This is a genomic window from Streptomyces sp. NPDC029139 (assembly GCF_055564335.1).
In genome coordinates this window covers 572,352-592,824 of the sequence record NZ_JBVHWN010000002.1, presented here as the reverse complement: position 1 = coordinate 592,824, position 20,473 = coordinate 572,352, and the positions used below count along the sequence as shown (strand labels likewise).

At 73.3% G+C, this 20,473-nt stretch carries 17 protein-coding genes; 13 read left to right on the top strand and 4 right to left on the bottom strand.

The features are described from left to right. The first annotated feature begins 280 nt into the window (after nt 1-280). Both ACZ4VW_RS06805 and ACZ4VW_RS06800 read left to right on the top strand, forming a co-directional pair. A complete protein-coding gene (locus ACZ4VW_RS06805; protein ID WP_467959161.1) occupies nt 281-1,840 on the top strand; it encodes a hypothetical protein in 1,560 nt (519 codons plus the stop codon). Between the two features lie 253 nt (nt 1,841-2,093). Beyond that, a complete protein-coding gene (locus tag ACZ4VW_RS06800) occupies nt 2,094-2,684 on the top strand; it encodes an RICIN domain-containing protein (protein ID WP_467959159.1) in 591 nt (196 codons plus the stop codon). 50 nt (nt 2,685-2,734) lie between these two features. Here ACZ4VW_RS06800 and ACZ4VW_RS06795 read toward each other — a convergent pair whose 3' ends face one another. Next, a complete protein-coding gene (locus tag ACZ4VW_RS06795) occupies nt 2,735-3,370 on the bottom strand; it encodes a class I SAM-dependent methyltransferase (RefSeq protein ID WP_467959157.1) in 636 nt (211 codons plus the stop codon). A gap of 190 nt (nt 3,371-3,560) precedes the next feature. Between ACZ4VW_RS06795 and ACZ4VW_RS06790 the strand changes: the two genes are divergently transcribed. The 6 genes from ACZ4VW_RS06790 (at nt 3,561) to ACZ4VW_RS06765 (ending at nt 11,843) form a co-directional block, all read left to right on the top strand. Then, entirely contained in the window at nt 3,561-5,723 is a 2,163-nt protein-coding gene (locus ACZ4VW_RS06790; protein ID WP_467959155.1) for an acyl-CoA dehydrogenase, read from the top strand. A gap of 13 nt (nt 5,724-5,736) precedes the next feature. Then, the gene (locus ACZ4VW_RS06785) at nt 5,737-6,945 is read left to right on the top strand and encodes a lipid-transfer protein (protein WP_467959153.1); all 1,209 of its coding nucleotides are present in this window, start codon (nt 5,737-5,739) and stop codon (nt 6,943-6,945) included. 212 nt (nt 6,946-7,157) lie between these two features. Further along, a complete protein-coding gene (locus ACZ4VW_RS06780; RefSeq protein WP_467959151.1) occupies nt 7,158-8,615 on the top strand; it encodes an MFS transporter in 1,458 nt (485 codons plus the stop codon). Nucleotides 8,616-8,917: 302 nt separating this feature from the next. Further along, on the top strand, nt 8,918-9,781 hold the full coding sequence (locus ACZ4VW_RS06775; RefSeq protein ID WP_467959149.1) for a MaoC/PaaZ C-terminal domain-containing protein: 864 nt from the start codon (nt 8,918-8,920) through the stop codon (nt 9,779-9,781). Between the two features lie 26 nt (nt 9,782-9,807). Continuing rightward, nucleotides 9,808-10,884: a Zn-dependent alcohol dehydrogenase gene (locus tag ACZ4VW_RS06770; RefSeq protein ID WP_467959147.1), complete on the top strand. Its 1,077-nt coding sequence runs from the start codon at nt 9,808-9,810 to the stop codon at nt 10,882-10,884. A 14-nt stretch (nt 10,885-10,898) separates the two neighbouring features. After that, on the top strand, nt 10,899-11,843 hold the full coding sequence (locus ACZ4VW_RS06765; RefSeq protein WP_467959145.1) for a 3-oxoacyl-ACP reductase: 945 nt from the start codon (nt 10,899-10,901) through the stop codon (nt 11,841-11,843). A 408-nt stretch (nt 11,844-12,251) separates the two neighbouring features. Here the strand turns inward: ACZ4VW_RS06765 and ACZ4VW_RS06760 are convergent, their stop codons facing one another. Further along, nucleotides 12,252-13,367, bottom strand: a complete 1,116-nt coding sequence (locus tag ACZ4VW_RS06760; RefSeq protein WP_467959143.1) for a hypothetical protein — start codon at nt 13,365-13,367, stop codon at nt 12,252-12,254. Nucleotides 13,368-13,618: 251 nt separating this feature from the next. Between ACZ4VW_RS06760 and ACZ4VW_RS06755 the strand changes: the two genes are divergently transcribed. The 5 genes from ACZ4VW_RS06755 (at nt 13,619) to ACZ4VW_RS06735 (ending at nt 18,821) form a co-directional block, all read left to right on the top strand. Continuing rightward, the gene (locus ACZ4VW_RS06755) at nt 13,619-14,656 is read left to right on the top strand and encodes an ABC transporter substrate-binding protein (RefSeq protein WP_467959141.1); all 1,038 of its coding nucleotides are present in this window, start codon (nt 13,619-13,621) and stop codon (nt 14,654-14,656) included. Between the two features lie 82 nt (nt 14,657-14,738). Beyond that, the gene (locus ACZ4VW_RS06750; protein WP_467959139.1) at nt 14,739-15,557 is read left to right on the top strand and encodes a Nif3-like dinuclear metal center hexameric protein; all 819 of its coding nucleotides are present in this window, start codon (nt 14,739-14,741) and stop codon (nt 15,555-15,557) included. Next, complete coding sequence (locus ACZ4VW_RS06745) at nt 15,554-16,297, top strand: zinc ribbon domain-containing protein (RefSeq protein ID WP_467959598.1); 744 nt, start codon at nt 15,554-15,556, stop codon at nt 16,295-16,297. Before ACZ4VW_RS06750 ends, ACZ4VW_RS06745 begins: the two co-directional genes overlap by 4 nt. 8 nt (nt 16,298-16,305) lie before the next feature. Continuing rightward, nucleotides 16,306-17,901, top strand: coding sequence for a bifunctional RNase H/acid phosphatase (locus tag ACZ4VW_RS06740; protein WP_467959137.1), 1,596 nt, complete (start codon nt 16,306-16,308; stop codon nt 17,899-17,901). A 74-nt stretch (nt 17,902-17,975) separates the two neighbouring features. Beyond that, nucleotides 17,976-18,821 carry a GNAT family N-acetyltransferase gene (locus tag ACZ4VW_RS06735; RefSeq protein WP_467959135.1) on the top strand — a complete coding sequence of 282 codons (846 nt, stop codon included), beginning with the start codon at nt 17,976-17,978 and terminating at the stop codon, nt 18,819-18,821. Between the two features lie 149 nt (nt 18,822-18,970). Here ACZ4VW_RS06735 and eda read toward each other — a convergent pair whose 3' ends face one another. Further along, entirely contained in the window at nt 18,971-19,594 is a 624-nt protein-coding gene (eda, locus tag ACZ4VW_RS06730; RefSeq protein ID WP_467959133.1) for a bifunctional 4-hydroxy-2-oxoglutarate aldolase/2-dehydro-3-deoxy-phosphogluconate aldolase, read from the bottom strand. 66 nt (nt 19,595-19,660) lie between these two features. Then, a complete protein-coding gene (gene yaaA, locus ACZ4VW_RS06725) occupies nt 19,661-20,425 on the bottom strand; it encodes a peroxide stress protein YaaA (protein ID WP_467959131.1) in 765 nt (254 codons plus the stop codon). Between the last annotated feature and the right edge of the window lie 48 nt (nt 20,426-20,473).

Below are 20,473 nucleotides of genomic sequence, written 5' to 3'. Positions count from 1 at the left end.
GGGGGGAAGTATGGCGGGGGAAGAGCCGAACGACGCACGTCCGTCCGGCGCGCCGGGCGACCCGCGGGAGCCGGGAGAGGCGACGCGGCCGGGGCCGGAGCCGGAGGTCGCCGAGACGCCCTGGGCGTACGGGTCCCCGGGGACGCCGGGGGTGTCGGACGCGGCGGGCGCGCCCCGTGAACCGGGCGGGCCCGGGGTGTCCGGAACGCCTGGTGCGTCGGGGGGCTGGTCGGGGGCGGCGATACCGCCACCGCCCGCGCAGCCGCCCGGGATGCCGGGAGTGCCCGGGGCGCCGGACTGGGGGCCGCCCGCGCCCCCGCCCGAGTCGAACCCCGCGCAGGCCGTCCTGGTCGGGCTGCTCAACCTCTCCTGCCTGGGCCTCGGGTACGTCCTGCTCAAGCAGTGGGCCCTCGCCGCCGTCTGCTGGGCCGCCACGGCCCTTCTGCTGCTGGTCGCGCTGCCCGCCGACGTGGACGGCGTGCCCACCGCGCTCCTCGCCGGGTACGGCGTGTTCCTGCTGGCCGCGGCCGCCGACGGTGCCCGGCGCGGCCTGCGCGCCCCGCTCGTCCTCGGTGCCGGACCCGGCGCCACGCCCCGGCGCCTCGCTCTCCCGCTCGCCCTGGCGCTCGTGCTGCTCGTCGTGCCCGTGGGCGGTTCCGTGGCCTACGGCGGGGCGCGCGACGAAGCCGTGGAGCAGTCCCTCCTGGACCGCCTCGCCGCGGCCGACACGCAGGTGAAGTCCGTGGCGGGCCAGAGCTTCACCGGAGCCGAGCACACCTACCGCAAGGCGCTCGCCGTCTACCAGGACCTGGGCACGAAACACGCCGGATCGCGGGCCGGTCGGCTCGTCCCCGACCGGATCGCGGACTACTACACGGCGGTCTCCGCCCCGTACGAGCAGAAGAAGTACTGCGAGGCCGTCCCGGCCCTCAAGCACCTGCGGACGCTGCCCGAGACGGTGGACCGCCGCCTGCTCGACGGGCTGCCCGGCAAGGCGGACGATCCGCTCGCCCACTCCTGGTACGAGTGCGGAACGTCCGGACTCGGCGTCGCGGGCGTCGAGACGTCGGCCGGCGAGCACCTGAACGCACTGCTGTCGACCTTCCCGCAGTCGTCGTACGCGCGCCAGGTCGAGCCCAAGGTCGCGGAGGGCATCAGGACCCGCTCCGCCGCCATCGCGGCCGGCACCACCGACCCGTGCGAAGGCGTCACCGCACTGCGGCGCTACGGCACCACGGTCGACCTGCTGCCCGCCGCGACCTTCGCCGGCGTCTCGCGGCAGCAGGACGAGGCGGTGCGCAAGGGCGACTTCGCCTGCGGCGTCGAGCAGTTCAAGGACAAGGAGTACACGCAGGCCGTCGAGACGATGACGCAGTACGCCAAGGACCACCCGGGCAGCCCGGAGGCGGGGCACGCCCGGAACATCGCCATCGCCGCGGAGATCGCCCAGGAGTCCCCGGCCGCGGGGAAGCAACTGCCCCCGGCCCAGGCCCCCGGCGGCTCCCGGATGGTCATGGTCGTCAGCAACGACGGCCCCGGTGAGGTCGAACTCCTCTACACCGGGCCGGTCACCGGCCGCGTCACCCTCAAGGCGTGCGGGACCTGCAAGGCGTATCAGGGCAGCCTCGCCCGCAACGCCCCGAAGATCAAGGCGTGCACCGGCCCCTCGTCGAAGTACCCGAAGGCCACACTCCTTCTGCCCGCCGGCGACTACCACTTCCTCCAGAAGCGGGACCGTACGATCACCACATCGGCCGGGGACAAGGCGAGCACGGCGAAGATAGAACCGGGCTACAGCTACACGAACTGCCTGTACGTGACGTCCGGGTACGGCTTCTAGCGGAGTCGCGCCGGCCCGGTGCCCGGCCTAGCCTGAGAAGTGCGTGCGTTGCGCTCCTGGCCCCGGCGAGTACGAGGCCACCAGGTTCGCCCAGCGGCCGTACCCGAGTCCGGCCAGGACTCCGCGAACAGGCCGTATCTCGTTCAACCGTTCACGCTCGCGTGCTCGCCGGCCTCGCCCACCCTCCCGGTGGGCGGGGCGGCGGTCGCCCACTGCCTGAAGGTGAAGTGCCATGTCCCACACCGTGCGAAGGATGTCGCGTGCCGTGGCCTGCTGCGGCTTCGCGGCCGCCTGCGTCTTGTCCGGCCTGGGCGGAACAGCCGGGGCGGCGACGCCGACGGTTCCGGTCGACCGGGGTTACTTCCTCGTCAAGGCGAGGCATTCCAACATGTGCCTCGACGTCGCCCACGCCGGCCAGGCGCACGGCGCGCCGGTCGTGCAGGCCCGCTGCTGGGAAGGCCACAATCAGCAGTGGCGCCTCGTGCCGCAGGGCGACGGCAAGTTCAAGATCCAGGCGAGGCATTCCAACATGTGCCTGGACGTCGCCCACGCCAGCCGGAAGCACGGCGCCCCGGTGGTACAGGCGCACTGCTCGGGCGGAAGCAATCAGGTGTGGTGGTTCGCACCCGCGGCGGGAAGGGCGCCGCTGGCGAACGGCCCCGACGGGCGTGTGTCCCACATCGCCAACAGCGCCTCGATCGTCGCGGACCACACCGGGATGGTGCTGGACGTCGCCCACGCCAGCCGGAAGCACGGCGCCCCGGTGGTCCAGGCGCAGCTCGGGAACGGCACCGAACCCGGTCTCAACCAGCTCTGGCGCTTCGAGAGGCCGTCGGGCGGATAGCGCCGGGCGTGCCCGCCCGCCCGCCTCCTGAGGCCGCCGGTGCCGTCTCCTCAGGCCGCCGGTGCCGTGCGGCGCAGGACCCGGAGGGAGTCGGTGACCGACAGCTCCTCGAAGGCGCCGGACTCCAGCGCCCGGCGGTAGACGCGGTACGGGGCCTGGCCGCCGTCCTCCGGGTTCGGGAAGACGTCGTGGATGACGAGGAGGCCGCCCACGGCGACCTTCGGGGCCCACCCCTCGTAGTCCGCCGTGGCGTGCTCGTCGGTGTGGCCGCCGTCGATGAAGACGAGGCCGAGCTCGCCGGCCCACACCTTCGCGACCTGCGGCGAGCGCCCGACGACCGCGATGACGTGCTCCTCGAGACCCGCCCCCCGCAGCGTCCGGCGGAACGTGGGCAGGGTGTCCATCAGGCCGACCTCGGGATCCACGACGGTCGGGTCGTGGTACTCCCACCCCGGCTGCTGCTCCTCGCTGCCCCGGTGGTGGTCCACGGTCACCGCGACGGTCCCGGCCTCCCGGGCCACGTCCGCGAGAAGGATCGTGGAGCGCCCGCAGTACGTGCCGACCTCGAGCAGCGGCAGCCCGAGCTTCGCGGCCTCGGCGGCGGCGGCGTGCAGCGCACGTCCCTCGTCGACGGGCATGAAGCCCTTGGCGGCCTCGAAGGCGGCGAGGATCTCGGGCGCGGGCATGGGTGCTCCTACTGGTCGGTACGCACGTACGGGGAGCCATGGTGCCCTACGCGTCGCGGGCGAACCACACGGCCACCGGCGGAGGGTCGGTAGGAGCCCTTCGAGCTGTCCAGGAGTTCGCGGACGATGTCGAGAACTCCACCTTGTTCTGACCTTCCGTCAGATTGGAACGTGTTCTAGTCTGCCGCGCATGGGCATCGGAATCACGCAGGAGCAGCGGGAGCTGGCCCGGGCCGTGCGCGGGTGGATCGGCCGTACCGTGCCGGTCGAGGACGTGCGCAAACTTCTCGACGCGCCGACCGGCTCCGTCACCGGCCGCCCCGCCCACTGGGACGGACTCGCGGAGCAAGGGCTCCTCGGGATCCATCTGGGCGAGGAGTACGGGGGAGGGGGCGGCGATCTCGTCGACCTGGCCGTCGTGCTGGAGGAGGCCGCGCGGGCGCTGCTGCCCGGGCCCCATCTGGCCTCCGTGCTCGCCGGCGAGATCCTCGCGCGCGCCGGACACCGGGAGTTGGCCGCCGCCCTCGCCGGCGGGGAGCGCATCGGGGCGGTCGCCCTCGCGCCCGGCGGGCTGACGGCCGCCGAGACCGACGGAGGGCTGCTTCTCGACGGGACCGCGCCGCCCGTGCTCGGCGCCGCCCACGCCGACCTGCTCGTTCTCGCCGCGACCACCGCACGGGGCACCGTCTGGGCCGCCGTGGACGCCGACGCCCTCGCCGTACGCCCCCATGTGAGCGCCGACCCCACCCGGCCCACCGCCGAGGTCACCGCGACCCGTACGCGGGTCCCCGCGCACCGGACCCTGGACGTCGACCCGGCACTCGTCACGGATCTCGCCGCCGTCCTGTACGCCGCCGACGCCTGCGGGAACGCCGCCCGAGCGCTGGAGACGGCAGCGGAGTACGCCACGGTGCGCGAGCAGTTCGGGCGGCCCATCGGGCAGTTCCAAGGGGTCAAGCACCTCTGCGCCGACATGCTCGTACGGCTCGAACAGGCCCGCGCCCTCACCTGGGACGCCGCCCGCTCCACCCACGACGAGTCGCGCTCCCTGACCGCCGCGCTCGCCGCCGCCACCGCCCTCGACGCCGCCTACAGCTGCGCCAAGGACTGCATCCAGATCCTCGGCGGCATCGGCTTCACGTGGGAACACGACGCCCATCTCACCCTGCGCCGCACCCTCGTCGCCCGCCAGCTCCTCGGCCCGGGCGACACCCACCGCGCGCACGCCGTCCGCCTGGCGGCCGGGGGAGCCCGCCGACCGCTGCGCCTCGAACTGCCGCCCGAGGCGGACGGGTTCCGCGCGGCCGCACGGGACGCGATAGCCCCCGCCGCCGGCCTCGACCCCGGCGCCGCCCGCCGTACCCTGGCCCCCACCGGCTACGCCGCCCCGCACCTCCCCCCGCCGCACGGCCTCGGCGCCGGCCCGCTCCAGCAGCTCGCCGTGCAACGCGAACTGGCCGACGCCGGCGTCACACTCAGCGGGCTGGGCATCGCCACCTGGGTCGTCCCGTCCCTCCTCGCCCACGGGACCGCGGAGCAGCACGAGCGCTACCTCGGCCCCACCCTGCGCGGCGAGCTGCTGTGGTGCCAGCTGTTCTCCGAGCCCGGCGCCGGTTCCGACCTCGCCTCCCTGCGCACCACGGCGGAACGCACCGAGGACGGCGGCTGGCGGATCAACGGACAGAAGGTGTGGACGAGCGCCGCCCAAGGGGCCGACCACGGCATCCTGCTGGCCCGGACCGACCCGGACGCCCCCAAGCACCGCGGGCTCACGTACTTCCTCGTCGACATGAAGAACACGCCGGGGATCGACATCCGGCCGCTGAAGGAGATCACCGGCGACTCGCTCTTCAACGAGGTGTACTTCGACGACGTCCCGCTGTCGGCCGACGCCGTCGTCGGCGAGGTGAACGACGGCTGGACGGTCGCCCGCAACACCCTCGGCAACGAACGCGTCCACATGGCCGACCAGGTCGCCTTCGACTCCGGCCTGGAAGCGCTGATCGAGCGGGCGGCCGAGGCCGACGGCGCCGTACGCGTACGGATCGGGGCGCTCGCCGCAGAGGCACACGCGCTCGCCTGCATCGGGCTGCGGACCACGATGCTCCAGGTGTCGGGACTCGAACCCGGCGCGGGCGCGTCCGTCCGCAAACTCGTCCAGACCGTCCACCAGCAGAAGGTCGCCGAGCTCACGCTCGAACTCCTCGGCCCCGAGGGCGCGGTGCGGGAAGGCGCGGGGGAGCGGGCCGTCCACGGGCTGCTGATGTCCCGCTGCCTGACCATCGCGGGCGGCACCACGCAGGTCCAGCTCAATGTCGTCGCCGAGCGCCTGCTCGGCCTGCCGAGAGACTGAGAGGGAACCGGAGATGCGGAAGGCGTACATCGTCGGCGTCGGAATGACGAAGTTCGAGAAGCCCGAGACGCGCGACTGGCAGTACTGGGACATGGCGCGCGAGGCGGGAACGGCGGCGCTCGCCGACGCCGGGATCTCGTACGCCCAGGTGGAGCAGGTGCCCGTCGGCTACTGCTTCCAGGCGTCGACGGCCGGGCAGCGCGCCGCGTACGAACTCGGCCTGACCGGCGTCCCCGTCTACAACGTCAACAACAACTGCGCGACGGCGTCCACGGCGCTGATGATGGGGCGGCAGTTCGTGGAGGGCGGTGTCAGCGACTGCGTCCTCGCGCTCGGCTTCGAGAAGATGACGCGCGGCGCGCTCGGTGGCGGCTCCGGCAGCGGAGGAGCTGGTGGCGCGGGAGGCGCGACCTCTCCGGTCGCCCGGCATTACGGGATCATGGCCGCCGCACACGGGTTCGAGATGTCCCCGCCCACCGCGCAGATCTTCGGCAACGCCGCCCGTGAACACATGGAGCGCCACGGCACGACCGAGGCGCAGCTCGCCGCCGTCGCCGCCAAGAACCACCAGCACTCGGCGAACAATCCGAACGCCCAGTTCCAGGACGTCTACTCCGTCGAGGAGATTCTCGCCGCCAGGACGATCCACCGGCCGCTGACCAAACTCCAGTGCTCGCCGACCTCCGACGGATCGGCGGCGGCGGTCGTCGTCTCGGAGCGGTTCGTCGTCGAGCACGGCCTGCACGACAAGGCGGTCGAGATCGCCGGCCAGGCGATGACGACGGACACCGCCGACTCCTTCGACTCCGGATCCTGCATCGACGCGGTCGGCCGGCCCATGTCCCGCGCCGCCGCCCGACAGGTCTACGAGCGGTCCGGGCTCGGCATCGAGGACGTCGACGTGGTCGAACTGCACGACTGCTTCTCCATCAACGAGCTCCTGACGTACGAGGCCCTGGGGATGTGCGAGGAGGGCGCGTCCGGCAAGCTCGTCGAGTCGGGTGCGACGACGTACGGGGGACGGTGGGTCGTGAACCCCTCGGGCGGGCTGATCTCCAAGGGCCACCCCCTGGGGGCCACAGGGCTCGCCCAGGCCGCCGAACTGGTCTGGCAGCTGCGCGGCGAGGCGGGCGCACGCCAGGTCGAGGGCGCCCGGGTCGGCCTCGCCCACAACATCGGGCTCGGCGGCGCGGCGGTCGTGACGATGCTCCGGCGGTCGTGAGGTGCTCCGGGGCCGTAAGGATGCTCCAAGGGAGTGACGACGCTCCGGCGGTCGTGAGGTGCTCCGGGGGAGTGACGATGCTCCGGGCGGACGTGACGGTGTACGGAGGCCGTGACGGTCCACCGAGGCAGGAGGACCGTCAGGTCGTAGGACCGTCGGCCTCCCAGGGAGGGCCGACGGTCCGATGTACGGGGCACGCGTGGTCTGCGACCATGACGACCATGGTCCGCACCGAGTCAGCCGCCGCCCAGTCGTCCTCCCTGCGTCCCACCCCCCGTACCTGGCTCGTGGTGCTCGCCGCGTGCGCCGGGCAGTTCCTGGTGGTCCTCGACGTGTCGGTGATGAACGTCGCGCTGCCGTCGATGCGGGCCGACCTGGGTCTCTCGGCCACCGCGCTGCAGTGGGTCCTCAGCACCTACTCCATCGCGTTCGCCGGCTTCATGCTGCTCGGCGGACGGGCGGCCGACCTCTTCGGCCGGAAGCGGATGTTCCTGCTCGGGCTCGGGCTCTTCACCGCCGCCTCCGTCGCGGGCGGCCTCGCGCAGGAGGGCTGGCAGCTGATCGCGGCCCGCGCGGCGCAGGGGCTGGGCGCCGCGGTGCTCGCCCCGGCGACGCTCACCATCGTGACCGCCGCCGTACCGGACGGACCGGCGAGAACGAGGGCCATCGGCACCTGGACGGCGGTCGGCGCGGCCGGGGGCGCGGCGGGCGGGTTCGTCGGCGGAGTCCTGGTGGAGCTGCTCTCCTGGCGGTGGGTGCTCCTGATCAATGTGCCCGTCGGTGTCCTGGTCCTGCTGGGCGCCGTGCTGTGGCTGAGCGAGAGCCGGGCCGGCGGCGACCGCCGGCTCGACCTGCCGGGTGCCGTTCTCGTCACCGCCGGCCTCGCCTCCGTCGCGTACGGCATCGTCCGGACGGAGGAAGCGGGCTGGGGCGATCCGACGACGCTGGTTCCGCTGCTCGGCGGTCTGGTGCTGCTCGCCGTCTTCGTCGCCGTCGAGGCCCGCACCGCGGCCCCGCTGATGCCCCTGAAGGTGTTCCGCTCACGAGCCGTCTCGGCGGCCAACGTGGCGCTCCTGCTGTGTGCCTCGACCTCGTTCGGCATGTGGTTCTTCATGACGGTGTACGCGCAGAACGTCCTCGGCTACACCCCGCTGGAGGCCGGTGTGGCCCTGGTGCCGAGCTCCGTCAGCGTCATCGTCGGCTCCAAGCTGGCCCCGCGTCTGATGCCGGTGGCCGGTGCCCGCAATCTCGCGGTGATCGGCGCCCTCGTCGCCGCCACCGGCTTCGGCTGGCAGTCGACGATGACCGCCGACGGGACGTTCCTCACGATCATCCTGGGCCCCGGCATCCTGATGATGGCGGGCATGGGCCTGCTCACCCCTCCGCTGGCCACGCTCGCCACCTCCAGCGCCGCCCCCGCCGACGCGGGCCTCGTCTCCGGCCTCCTCAACACCTCGCGCACGATGGGCGGCGCTCTGGGCCTGGCCGTCCTCTCCACCGTCGCGGCGGCGCGGACCGGCGGCGACCCGAGCCCCGAGGCGGTCACCGAGGGCTATGCCCTCGCCTTCCGTACGGCGACGGGAGTGCTGGTCGGAGCGGCGGTGCTGATGCTGGTGTGGCTGCCGAGGCCGGACCGCCGGGCTGACCGCGACCGCTCACACCCGGCCTGACACACCGGCCCCGGTCCCACCGCACCGGGGCTCGCCCCGGCAGGAGTGAACGTACGGAGCCGGCCGGTACGAACGTCCCGAGCCCGGAACTGACGTATCGTCAGAACCCCTTTGGCGAAGGGGTTCTCAACGCTGCTCCGCTCGGCTATACATGAGGATCACCGACCTAGAACGCGTTCTAGAACGGGCGCGCTCGGGACGGTCGGTCCCGTACGGCCTCGGTGTGGCCGACGGTGCGGACGGTCGCACCGAGGTCTTCCCTCTTCAAGGATCCTCCGGGATCTCCAAGGAGCAGCATCCCGATGCCCATTGACGCCGCCAAGGCCGTGGCCGCCGAGCCCCGCAGCGCCGAGATCGCCTGGGACCACAAGGACGTCCAGCTCTACCACCTCGGCCTCGGCGCCGGCACCCCCGCCACCGACCCCGCCGAACTCCGCTACACCCTCGAATCCCGGCTGCACGTGCTGCCCACCTTCGCCACCGTCGCGGGCGCCGGCATGGGCGTCGTCGGCGGGCTCTCCGCGCCCGGCATCGACGTGGACCTGGCCGCCGTCCTGCACGGCGGCCAGTCGATCACCCTCCACCGTCCCCTTCCCGTCGAGGGCAGGGCGACCACCACCTCCCGCGTGGCCGCCGTCCACGACAAGGGCAAGGCCGCCGTCCTCGTCCTGCGCTCCGAGGCCGCCGACGACGACGGCCCGCTGTGGACCAGCGACGCCCAGATCTTCGTGCGGGGGGAAGGCGGCTGGGGCGGCGACCGCGGGCCCTCCGAGCGCCTCGAACTCCCCGGCCGCGACCCGGACAAGACCGTCGAGCGGACCGTTCGCCCGGACCAGGCACTGCTCTACCGGCTCTCCGGCGACTGGAACCCGCTCCACGCCGACCCCGAGTTCGCCGAGCTCGCCGGCTTCGACCGGCCGATCCTCCACGGACTCTGCACGTATGGCATGACCCTCAAGGCGGTGGTGGACACGGTGCTCGGCGGAGACGTCACCCGTGTCCGCTCCTACCGCACGCGTTTCGCCGGGGTCGTCTTCCCCGGCGAGACCCTGCGTATCCGGATGTGGCAGGACTCTCCCGAGCCCGGCCACGTCCAGGTGTCGGTCACGGCGGTCGAGCGCGACGACGCTCCGGTGCTCGCCGACACCCTCGTCGAGTGTTCGTGACCGTTCCTTCTGGAGGGAGTCGCACCATGCGCGCAGCCGTACTGCACGAGATCGGCCAGGACAAACTGGAGGTCCTCGACGACGTCGAGGCGGTGGGCTTCGGCCCGGGCAAGGTGAAGATCCGGGTCAGGGCGACCGGCCTGTGCCACTCCGACGTCTCCGCCATGAGCGGTGTGCTCCCGCAGCCCGCTCCGTTCGTCCCCGGCCACGAAGGCGCGGGCGAGATCCTCGACATCGGCGACGGCGTCACCGGCCTGAGCGAAGGGCAGCGGGTCCTGCTCTGCTGGCTGCCCGCCTGCGGCACCTGTGCCGCCTGCAAGCGCGGCCAGACCCAGCTGTGCCTGGCCGGGTTCATGAACGCCGGCACCCCCAACTTCCGCAGGCCCGGCGGGGAGGTCTTCGGCTTCGCGGGGACCGGTACGTTCACCGAGGAGGTCGTCGTCGACGCCGGCTGCGCCGTGCCGATCCCCGACGACGTGCCCTTCGACATCGCCGCCCTCATCGGCTGCGGCGTCACCACCGGACTGGGCGCCGCCATCAACACCGCGCGCGTGGAGGCCGGTTCCTCGGTCGCCGTGATCGGCTGCGGCGGCGTCGGCATCTCCGCCATCCAGGGCGCCAAGCTCCAGGGCGCCGCCCAGATCGTCGCCGTCGACCCCGTCGAGTCCCGCCGGGAGGCGGCCCTCCGCTTCGGCGCCACGGAGGCCGTCGCCCCCGACGGGCTCGCCGACGCCAAGCAGCGGATCACCGCGGGCGAGGGCTTCGACTACGTCTTCGAGGTCGTCGGCAGGTCCGCCACCGCGCGCGTGGCGTACGAGACGACCCGGCGTGGCGGCACGCTCTGCGTGGTCGGGGCGGGCGCCCTCGACGACTTCCTGCAGCTCAACATGTTCGAGCTGTTCTTCGACGAGAAGAGGATCCTCCCGTCGATGTACGGGGGCGGTGACGTGCTCCGTTCGTACGAGCGGGCCATCGCGCTCTGGCGGGCGGGCCGGATCGACCTGGAGTCGCTGATCACCCACCGGGTGCCGCTCTCCGGGATCAACGAGGCCATCGAGCAGATGCGTACGGGTGTCGCGCTGCGTACCTGCATCGAGATCTGAGAGGACCAGGACACATGTCACTCCCCCTTGAGGGTCTGTCCGCGATCGTCACCGGCGCCGGCCGGGGCCTCGGCCGGGCCGAGGCGCTGGAACTCGCCCGGCTGGGCGCGTCCGTCGTCGTCAACGACTACGGGCAGCCGGGGCGGGACGGCTCCGGCGAGGCGTCGGCCGCCCCCGCCGAGGAGGTCGCCGCCGAGATCCGCGCGGCGGGCGGCCGGGCGGTGGCTCACCTGGGCGACGTCGCCGACTTCGAGACCGCTCGGGGGCTGGTCGACCTGGCCGTCGGCGAGTTCGGGAAGCTGGACGTCCTGGTCAACAACGCGGGCATCCTGCGGGACCGGATGGTCTTCTCGATGAGCGAGGAGGAGTGGGACTCGGTGATCCGGGTGCACCTCAAGGGCCACTTCAACACCACCCACTTCGCGGCGGTGCACTGGCGGGGCCGGGCGAAGGCGGGGGAGTCCGGTGTGTACGGCCGGATCGTCAACACCTCGTCCGAGGCGTTCCTCGCCGGGTCGGCCGGGCAGCCGAACTACGCGGCGGCGAAGGGCGGGATCGTCGGCCTGACGACGTCGACGGCCCTGGCGCTGGCGAAGTACGGCGTCACGGCGAACGCGATCTGCCCGCGGGCACGGACCCGGATGACGGAGGACGTCTTCGCCGGCTTCCAGGAGCCGGCGGACGACGCCGAGCTCGACCCGCTGTCGCCGGAGCACGTGGCGCCGCTGGTGGGCTACCTGGCCTCACCGGCCGCCGCCGAGGTGAACGGCCAGCTCCTGGTCGTCCACGGGGGGATCGTCGCGATCGTCGACCGCCCGAGGGTGTCGGCCAAGTTCGACACGGCGAAGGACGCGTTCACGTACGAGGAGCTGGACGGCCTGCTGTCCCCGCACTACGCGTCGCGCCCCGCGGGGGAGACGTTCGCGGCGGTGGAGGTCCTCGGCCTGAAGAAGGGCTGAGGAAGGTCCTGAAGGACGGGGGAGGGCCGGATCGGCCCCTGACGCAGGATCGGCCCCGGACACCTACCACTCCGGACACCTACCACCCCGCACACGGGGCGCCCCCGGACACGGTTCGGCCCCGGCGGATACTCCCCGCCGGGGCCGTTTCCCGTTCCGCGACCGCGGTGGACCGGCGGTCCGGGGAGGTCGCCCCCGGAGCGGCCGGTGCTGCCGTGGCCGGTGCCGTCGCGGTCTACTGCTCCGCTTCGCGGCGGTGGCGGCCGTGGGGAGAGGACGTGGAGTCCTCCGACGGCGCCGCCTCGCCGCGATGCCTTCCGGAGCCGTGCGGCTCCGTCCCGTCCGTCCGTGCTTCCGACATGGTGTGACTCACCCCGTAGCGCTCGCTGTTGTCATGCGGCCGAGAGTCTAACCAGCGGCTTTTCGGTCGGCGAGGGGTGCCTGCTGCAGGGGTACGGGGCGGCAGATCCGCGGTGTCACCACGACCGTCACCGGCTCCGGCTCCGGTTCCGGCGGGACCGCCAGGCCGGCGAGGCCGCAGGGCGTCTCCTCCGTCGCGTACGGGAGGCGCAGCACGCCCTCCGCCGTCCAGACCCCTGATCCGGCCACCCACCCCACGGGCGCGGCCAGTTGGTGAATCCGGCGGTCGGCCGGGCGCCACATCCCGACCCAGCTCCCCGCCGCCGCGTCGATCCGCAGCGCGACCGAGCAGTTCTCCGGCATCAGCACCTGTCCCGGCTGCACGGCGAACGGGGTCACCGCCGCGTCGTCCAGCCGCAGGCAGTCGGGGAACCGGACCGGCAGCAGACTGCCGAGGACGCCCCAGCCGAGCCGCTCGTGCCCCGGTGACGGAGCGTCCGAGCGGATCAGCAGCAGCCCGCTGTCCGGGTCGGCCATCAGCAGCCGGTCGTCGCTCGCCTCGGTGATCTGCAGCAGCGGTGTCACCTCGCCGCCGCGCTCCAGGTCGACCGCCACCGCCTTGACCGGGCCGTCGTCCAGCTGCCGGTCGAGGGCGAGCATCCGTCCCGTACGGTCGAGCCACACCCCGCCCGTGCAGCGGCCCCTGACCTCGGCGACCTGCTCGGGGCCGAACGCCCCGCCCGCCACCAGCCAGATCGTGGTCGTGTTCGCGCCGACGCACATCGCGTACCCGCAGATGCCGTCCGGCGAGGGGGGCAGCAGGGTGAGGTTCTCGGACTCGACGGATCCCAGGGACAGTTCCCCCGTGCCCGGCCCTGTCGGGTAGAGCAGCGAGAACGTGTGCCGGTCGCCGTCCACCCGGCGGCCGGTCAGCACCCGCCCGTCCGCGAGCGGCAGCAGCTGCGTGTGGGGCTCCTCGGGCTGGCCGAGCGGAAGGGGTACGGCGTACGGCTCCGGCCCGTCCAGGGTCCACCGCTCCGCGTACAGGGCGTCCCCCACACCGGCGAGCCGCGCCGCGTACGCCCCGTTCGCCGTGATCGTGAACCGCGCCGGCCACGCCGCGCCGCCGTCATCCGCCGCTGTCTCGATGGCACAGGCTGTCATCGACTCGTCACCTCCGGCCACCGAAGCTAGTTTTCGCACTTCCTGCCGAACAACACGACCCCGGTCACTTCACACATAAGGGTGGCCATGAATCGATTCTGCTGAGGGGAGGGGGGTGGTTGTGCTGGAGAGAAGGGTGGGGCCTAAGGTAAGGCGAGCCTAAGTGGAGTCTGCGGCTCCGGGTACGGGGCATGTCCCGTACCGGTCGCCGAGCCGCCGCCCCGCCCCCGTCCCTGTACAGGAGAACCCTCATGTCCCTCCGCCGCCGCGGCACCGCCGCAGCCCTCGCCCTCGCCGCCGCGGTCTCCCTCGCGGCATGCGGAAGCGGTGACGGCGCCTCGGGCGCCCCGGAGAAGAAGGAGGGCGCCGCCAAGAAGGACGTCGCCACCGGCGGCAAGGACTTCGGCGACGCGGCGGCCAAGACCGCGGCCATGGGCACGGACGCCAAGGCGGGCCAGTTCCCCCGCACCCTCACCCACGCGCTGGGGACGACCGAGATCAAGGCCGCGCCCAAGCGGGTCGTCGTCCTCGACGTCGGCGAGCTCGACAACGTGGTCTCGCTCGGCATCAAGCCGGTCGGTTACGCCCCCGCCGAGGGCGACGACGGCATCCCCGCGTACCTGAAGAAGGACGCGGGCAGCCCCACGTCCGTCGGCACCATCAACAACCTCAACCTCGAGGCGATCGCGAACCTGGAGCCCGACCTGATCCTCGGCAGCCAGCTGCGCGCCGCGGACAAGTACGACGAGCTCTCGAAGATCGCCCCGACCGTCTTCTCCATCCGCCCCGGCTTCACCTGGAAGGAGAACTACCTCCTCAACGCCGCGGCCCTGGACAAGACCGCCGACGCGAAGTCGAAGCTCGCCGCCTACGAGACCAAGGCGAAGCAGCTCGGCACGGACATCGGCCCGAACAAGCCGACCATCTCCATGGTCCGCTACCTCCCGGGCAAGATCCGCCTCTACGCCAAGGCGTCCTTCATCGGCACGATCCTGGAGGACGCGGGCCTGCCGCGGCCGAAGAACCAGCAGATCGACGAGCTCGCCGCCGAGATCAGCCCCGAGAAGATCGACCAGGCCGACGCCGACTGGATCTTCACCGGCGTCTACGGCGACCCGAAGGCCACCAAGCGCGACACCGCCCAGGCCAACCCGCTGTGGAAGAACCTCGAGGCGGTCAAGTCCGGCCGGGCCAAGGACGTCCCGGACGAGACCTGGTACCTCGGCCTCGGCGTGACCGCGGCCGACAGCGTCCTCGACGACCTGCGCGCCGACCTCGTGAAGAAGTAGCACACGGTCACACCGCGTAAGCGGAATCTTCCCTGCCCACAGGCAGGACGGCGGGGCACGGAGGCCAGGTAGCCTTTCCCCCGTGCCCCGTCTGTCTGAAGTCATCGCCGCGCTCGACGCTCTCTGGCCGCCCGAGCGGGCCGAGCAGTGGGACGCCGTCGGGACGGTCTGCGGCGACCCCGATGCCGAGGTCACCCGCGTCCTGTTCGCCGTCGACCCCGTCCAGGAGATCGCCGACGAGGCGATCGCGCTCGGCGCCGACCTGATCGTCACCCACCATCCGCTCTATCTCCGGGGTACGACGACGGTCGCGGCCTCCCACTTCAAGGGCCGGGTCGTGCACACGCTGATCAAGCACGACATCGCCCTGCACGTGGCGCACACCAACGCCGACACCGCCGACCCCGGCGTCTCCGACGCCCTCGCCGGCGCGCTCGGCCTGCGGGTCACCGGCCCTCTGGTCCCCGAGAACAACCTCGGCCGGATCTGCGAGCTGGACCATCCCGAGACACTGGCCGAGTTCGCCGCCCGTGCCGCGAAGCGGCTGCCCGCCACCGCGCAGGGCATCCGGGTCGCCGGAGACCTGCGGACGACGCTCCGCCGGGTCGCCGTCAGCGGCGGCTCGGGCGACAGCCTCTTCGACGCCGTACGGGCCGCGGGCGTGGACGCCTTCCTCACCGCCGACCTGCGCCACCACCCGGTCTCCGAGGCCACCCAGCGCGCACCGATCGGTCTGATCGACGCCGCCCACTGGGCCACCGAATGGCCCTGGTGCGAGCAGGCCGCCGCCCAGCTCGACGAGATTTCCGACCGCCACGGCTGGGACCTGCGCGTCCACGTCTCGAAGACGGTCACCGACCCTTGGTCCTCCCACCACACCTCCCCTGGAGCCCCCAACTGAACGCCGCGCCCGCCGACCAGATCCGACTTCTCGACGTCCAGGCCCTGGACGTCCGCCTCCAGCAGCTCGCCCACAAGCGCAGGTCCCTGCCCGAGCACGCCGAGATCGAGTCGCTGACCAAGGACCTCACCCAGCTGCGCGACCTGCTCGTCGCCGCGCAGACCGAGGAGAGCGACTGCGCCCGCGAGCAGACCAAGGCGGAGCAGGACGTCGACCAGGTGCGCCAGCGCGCCGTGCGGGACCAGCAGCGCCTGGACTCCGGTGCCGTCGCCTCCCCGAAGGACCTGGAGAGCCTGCAGCGGGAGATCACCTCGCTCGCCAAGCGCCAGGGCGACCTGGAGGACATCGTCCTGGAGGTCATGGAGCGCCGCGAGTCCGCCCAGGAGCGGGTGGCCGAGCTGACCGAGCGGGCCTCCGCCGTCCAGGCCAAGACCGACGACGCGATCGCCCGCCGCGACGCGGCGGAGGCCGAGCTGGACAGCCAGGCGGCGTCCGTCGGCAAGGAGCGGGAGCTGGTGGCCGCCTCGGTCCCGGCCGACCTGCTGAAGCTCTACGAGAAGCTGCGCGAGCAGCAGGGCGGGGTCGGCGCGGCGCGGCTCTACCAGCGCAAGTGCGAGGGCTGCCACATCGAGCTCAACATCACCGAGGTGAACGAGGTCCGGGCGGCCGCGGCGGACACGGTGCTGCGCTGCGAGAACTGCCGTCGGATCCTGGTCCGCACGTCGGAGTCCGGCCTGTAATGACGGCCATGAGGGAAGTCGTCGTCGAGGCCGACGGAGGCTCCCGGGGCAACCCGGGGCCCGCCGGGTACGGGGCGGTCGTCCTGGACCCGGTGACCGGCGAGACGCTCGCGGAGCGGGCCGAGTACATCGGCGTCGCGACGAACAACGTCGCCGAGTACAAGGGCCTGGTGGCCGGTCTCAAGGCGGCGCGCGAGCTGTTCCCGGACGCCAGGGTGCACGTCCGGATGGACTCCAAGCTGGTCGTCGAGCAGATGTCCGGCCGCTGGAAGATCAAGCACCCGGACATGAAGCCGCTGGCGGCCGAGGCGGCCCGGGTCTTCCCGGCGAGCCAGGTCCGCTACGAGTGGATCCCGCGCGAGAAGAACAAGCACGCGGACCGCCTCGCGAACGAGGCGATGGACGCGGGCAAGCGGGGCAGGCAGTGGGAGCCCTCCGCCTCCTCGGCGGCCCTGGACGCCTCCGCCGCGCGCAACGCGGCGACGGCGACGGCGCCTTCGGGAGCCCCGGGCGACGCGACGGCGGGCGCGGCCCGCGCGCGGGCGGCTCTCGCGGGTGCCGGTGCCGGAGCGAGCGTCGCGGCCGGTGCGGGTACGGGAGCCGCCGCACGGCGCTCGGCGGGCGCCGGGGTCGACGGCGGCCCGGGCGCACGCACCGACGACGGCCTGTTCGCCGCCGACGAGACGATCGCGGCCCGGGCCCGCGCCTCGCTGGCCGCCGCCTCCACGGCCGAGCGCGAGTCGGCGACGACCGCGAGCGGCGACTTCGAGGCCGAGGCGGGCGTCCTCGGCCACCCCGGCCACGCTGCCCACGGCCGCCCGGCCGAGGCCGGCCTCGCCGGGCCGCAGGCGCCGGTGTCCGGGGCGTCCGTCGCGGGGCCGGAGCGGGCCGCGAACGGCGTGCTGGTTCCCGCACCCGGCACCGAAGGCGCCACCCGCACCGGCGATGCCGCCGCCCCTGGTTGGGGGGCACCCGACATGGGGGCGCCCGCCACCTTCGTCCTGCTCCGGCACGGGGAGACCGCGCTGACGCCCGAGAAGCGGTTCTCGGGGAGCGGGGGCACCGACCCCGAGCTGTCCGCCGCCGGGACGCGTCAGGCGGAGGCCGTCGCCGCCGCGCTCGCCGCGCGCGGGACGATCCAGGAGATCGTCAGCTCGCCACTCAAGCGCTGCCGCCGGACCGCGGAGACCGTCGCCGCCCGCCTCGGCCTCGACGTGCGCGTCGAGGACGGGCTGCGCGAGGCGGACTTCGGCGCCTGGGAAGGGCTGACCTTCGCCGAGGTCCGGGAGCGGTACGCCGCTGACCTCGACGCCTGGCTCGCCTCGCCCAAGGCCGCCCCGACCGGTGGCGGCGAGAGCTTCGCGACCGTCGCGCGCCGGGTCTCGGCGACCCGGGACCGGCTGACCGCCGCGTACGCCGGCCGAACCGTCCTCCTCGTCACCCACGTCACCCCCATCAAGACGCTGGTGCGGCTGGCCCTGGGCGCCCCGCCGGAGTCGCTGTTCCGGATGGAGCTGTCGGCGGCCTCACTGTCGGCGGTGGCGTACTACGCGGACGGCAACGCCTCCGTACGGCTCCTGAACGACACCTCGCACCTGAGGTGACCCGGCACGGAAGCAGGGGGCGGGGTCACGGAAATCCGTGGCCCCGCCCCTCGTTCCGTAGCACCATCGACGCCATGACCTGGCACATCACCGAGGACGCCGGTGCCTTCCGCGCCGCCGCCCACGACCATTTCGCCGCCGACCCCGCGCGCAACACCGTGCTGCTCACCCTCAGCGAGGGCGCCCGCCGGCGGCCGGTCGAGTCCGCGCGGTACGGCTGGTGGACCGAGCCGGGAGGAAAGGTCACCGGTGCCTTCCTGTGCACACTCCCGCACGAGCCGGCGCTCGGGCCGATGCCCGTGCAGGCGGCCCGCGCCCTCGTCCACGCGCTGCCGGACGCGGCCGACGTGACCGGTGTGCGCGGTGAGCGGGAGACGGCGGAGGCGTTCGCCGCGGAGCTGTGCGGGGAGCCGGGCGGAGGGCCGGGCTCTCGGGCGTGGACGACCACGCGCCGGATGCGGCTGTACCGGCTCGGCGAGCTCACCCCGCCGGACCCCGCCCCACCGGGGCGGGCGCGGACGGCGTCCGCCGAGGACACCCCTCTCGCCGTGGCCTGGATGCGGGGCTTCGCCCGTGACATCGGTGAGGACGGCGACATCGACTACACCCCGAACATCGAGCCGCGGGTCGCCGAGGGCCGGCTGCACTTCTGGGAGACCGACGACGGCCCGGTGTCGATGGCGAGCGTCTCGCCGATCGTCGCGGGCCAGGCACGGGTGTCACCCGTGTACACGCCGGCCGAGCTCCGCGGTCGCGGCTACGCGGGCGCCGTCACCGGCGCGGTCAGCCGGGCGGCCCTGGACGCGGGCGCGCAGCAGGTCCTGCTCTTCACGGACCTCTCCAACCCCACCAGCAACGCGCTGTACCAGCGGCTCGGGTACCGGCCGGTGACCGACCACGTCGGCCTGACGTTCCGCTGAGGGACCGGACGGCCGACCGACGGCCCGGCCAACCGTCCGAGGGACAGGCCGGCCCGGCCAACCGTCCGAGGGACCGGACGGCCGACCGGTCGCCTGACGGGTTGGACGGCCGACCGGTCGCCTGACGGGCCGGACGGCCGACCGGGTTCTCAGCGGGAGGTCCGCAGCCCGGCCGCCTCGCGTGCCAGCGATTCCACCCGAGTCCAGTCGCGGGCGGCGAGCGCGTCGGGCGGGAGCATCCACGTACCGCCGACGCAGCCGACGTTCGGCAGCGACAGGTACGAAGAGGCGGAAGCCAGGGAGATCCCGCCGGTCGGGCAGAAGCGGGCCTGCGGGAGCGGCCCGGAGAGCGACCTCAGGTACGGGACGCCACCGGCCGCCTCCGCCGGGAAGAACTTCATCTCGCTCACCCCGCGTTCGAGCAGCGCCACGACCTCCGAGGTGGTCGAGACGCCCGGCAGGAACGGCAGACCCGAGGACCGCAGGGCGTCCAGCAGGCTCTCGGTCCATCCCGGGCTCACCAGGAACCGCGCACCCGCGCCCACCGCGTCGGCGACCCCGGCCGCCGAGACGACGGTGCCCGCCCCGACGACCGCGTCCGGGACCTCGGCGGCGACGGCCCGGATCGCGTCGAGCGCGGCCGGAGTCCGCAGGGTCACCTCGATCGCGGGCAGACCCCCCGCCACCAGGGCACGGGCCAGGGGCACGGCGTCGGCGGCGTCCTCGATCACGACGACCGGGACGACGGGGGCAAGGTCAAGCACGCTCGTCATGGGCTCATCCTGCCCATGGCGAACGCGCTGTGCAATGAGCGTTGCGCAGTGCGCAACGCAGGCGGGTCAGTGGATCTCGTCCACCAGCACGTCGAGCGCCCCCGCCCTGCCCTCCTCCACCACGTACCCCAGGTCCCGCAGCGCCTCCACCAGCTCCACCGGATCCTTCGGGGCCGCGCCCGCCTTCAGCAGGCTCCGTACGATCCGCCCCTTCGTCGCCTTGTTGAAGTGACTGACCACCTTCCGGGTCGGCGCGTGCAGCACCCGTACCGTCGCCGTCCGCGCCGCCACCTCGCCCTTCGGCTTCCACGCCGAGGTGTAGGCGGAGGACCGCAGGTCCAGGACGAGCCCGTCCCCGGCGGCCTCCGGCATGACGGTCGCCATCGCGCTCCGCCAGTGCGCACCCAGCGCCCCGAGCCCGGGCAGCTTCACACCCATCGAGCAGCGGTACGACGGAATCCGGTCGTCCACGCGCACCGCGCCCCACAGCCCCGAGAACACCAGGAGGGACGCCCGCGCCCGCTTGCGCGCCGCCGCGTCCAGCGTCGCCAGACCCAGCGCGTCGTACAACACGCCCGTGTAGATCTCGCCGGCCGGCCGCGCCCCCGCCGTCCGCAGCTCCACGTTCTTGGCGATCTCGCCGCGCAGCCCCTCGCTCAGGCCGAGCACCTCGCGCGCCTTCTCCTCGTCGGCGGCGCACAGCTCCACCAGCTCGTCCAGGACCGCCGCCCGTGCCTCGGCCAGGCCCGGCAGCGACAGGGACTCCGGCTTGAGCGGCGCCCCACGCCCGGACGCGGCCTTACCCTCGGACGGCGGCAACATCACGAGCACGGTGGTTCTCCTTCGTACGTACGGGGCTGGGGGTGCGGCCCCAGAACG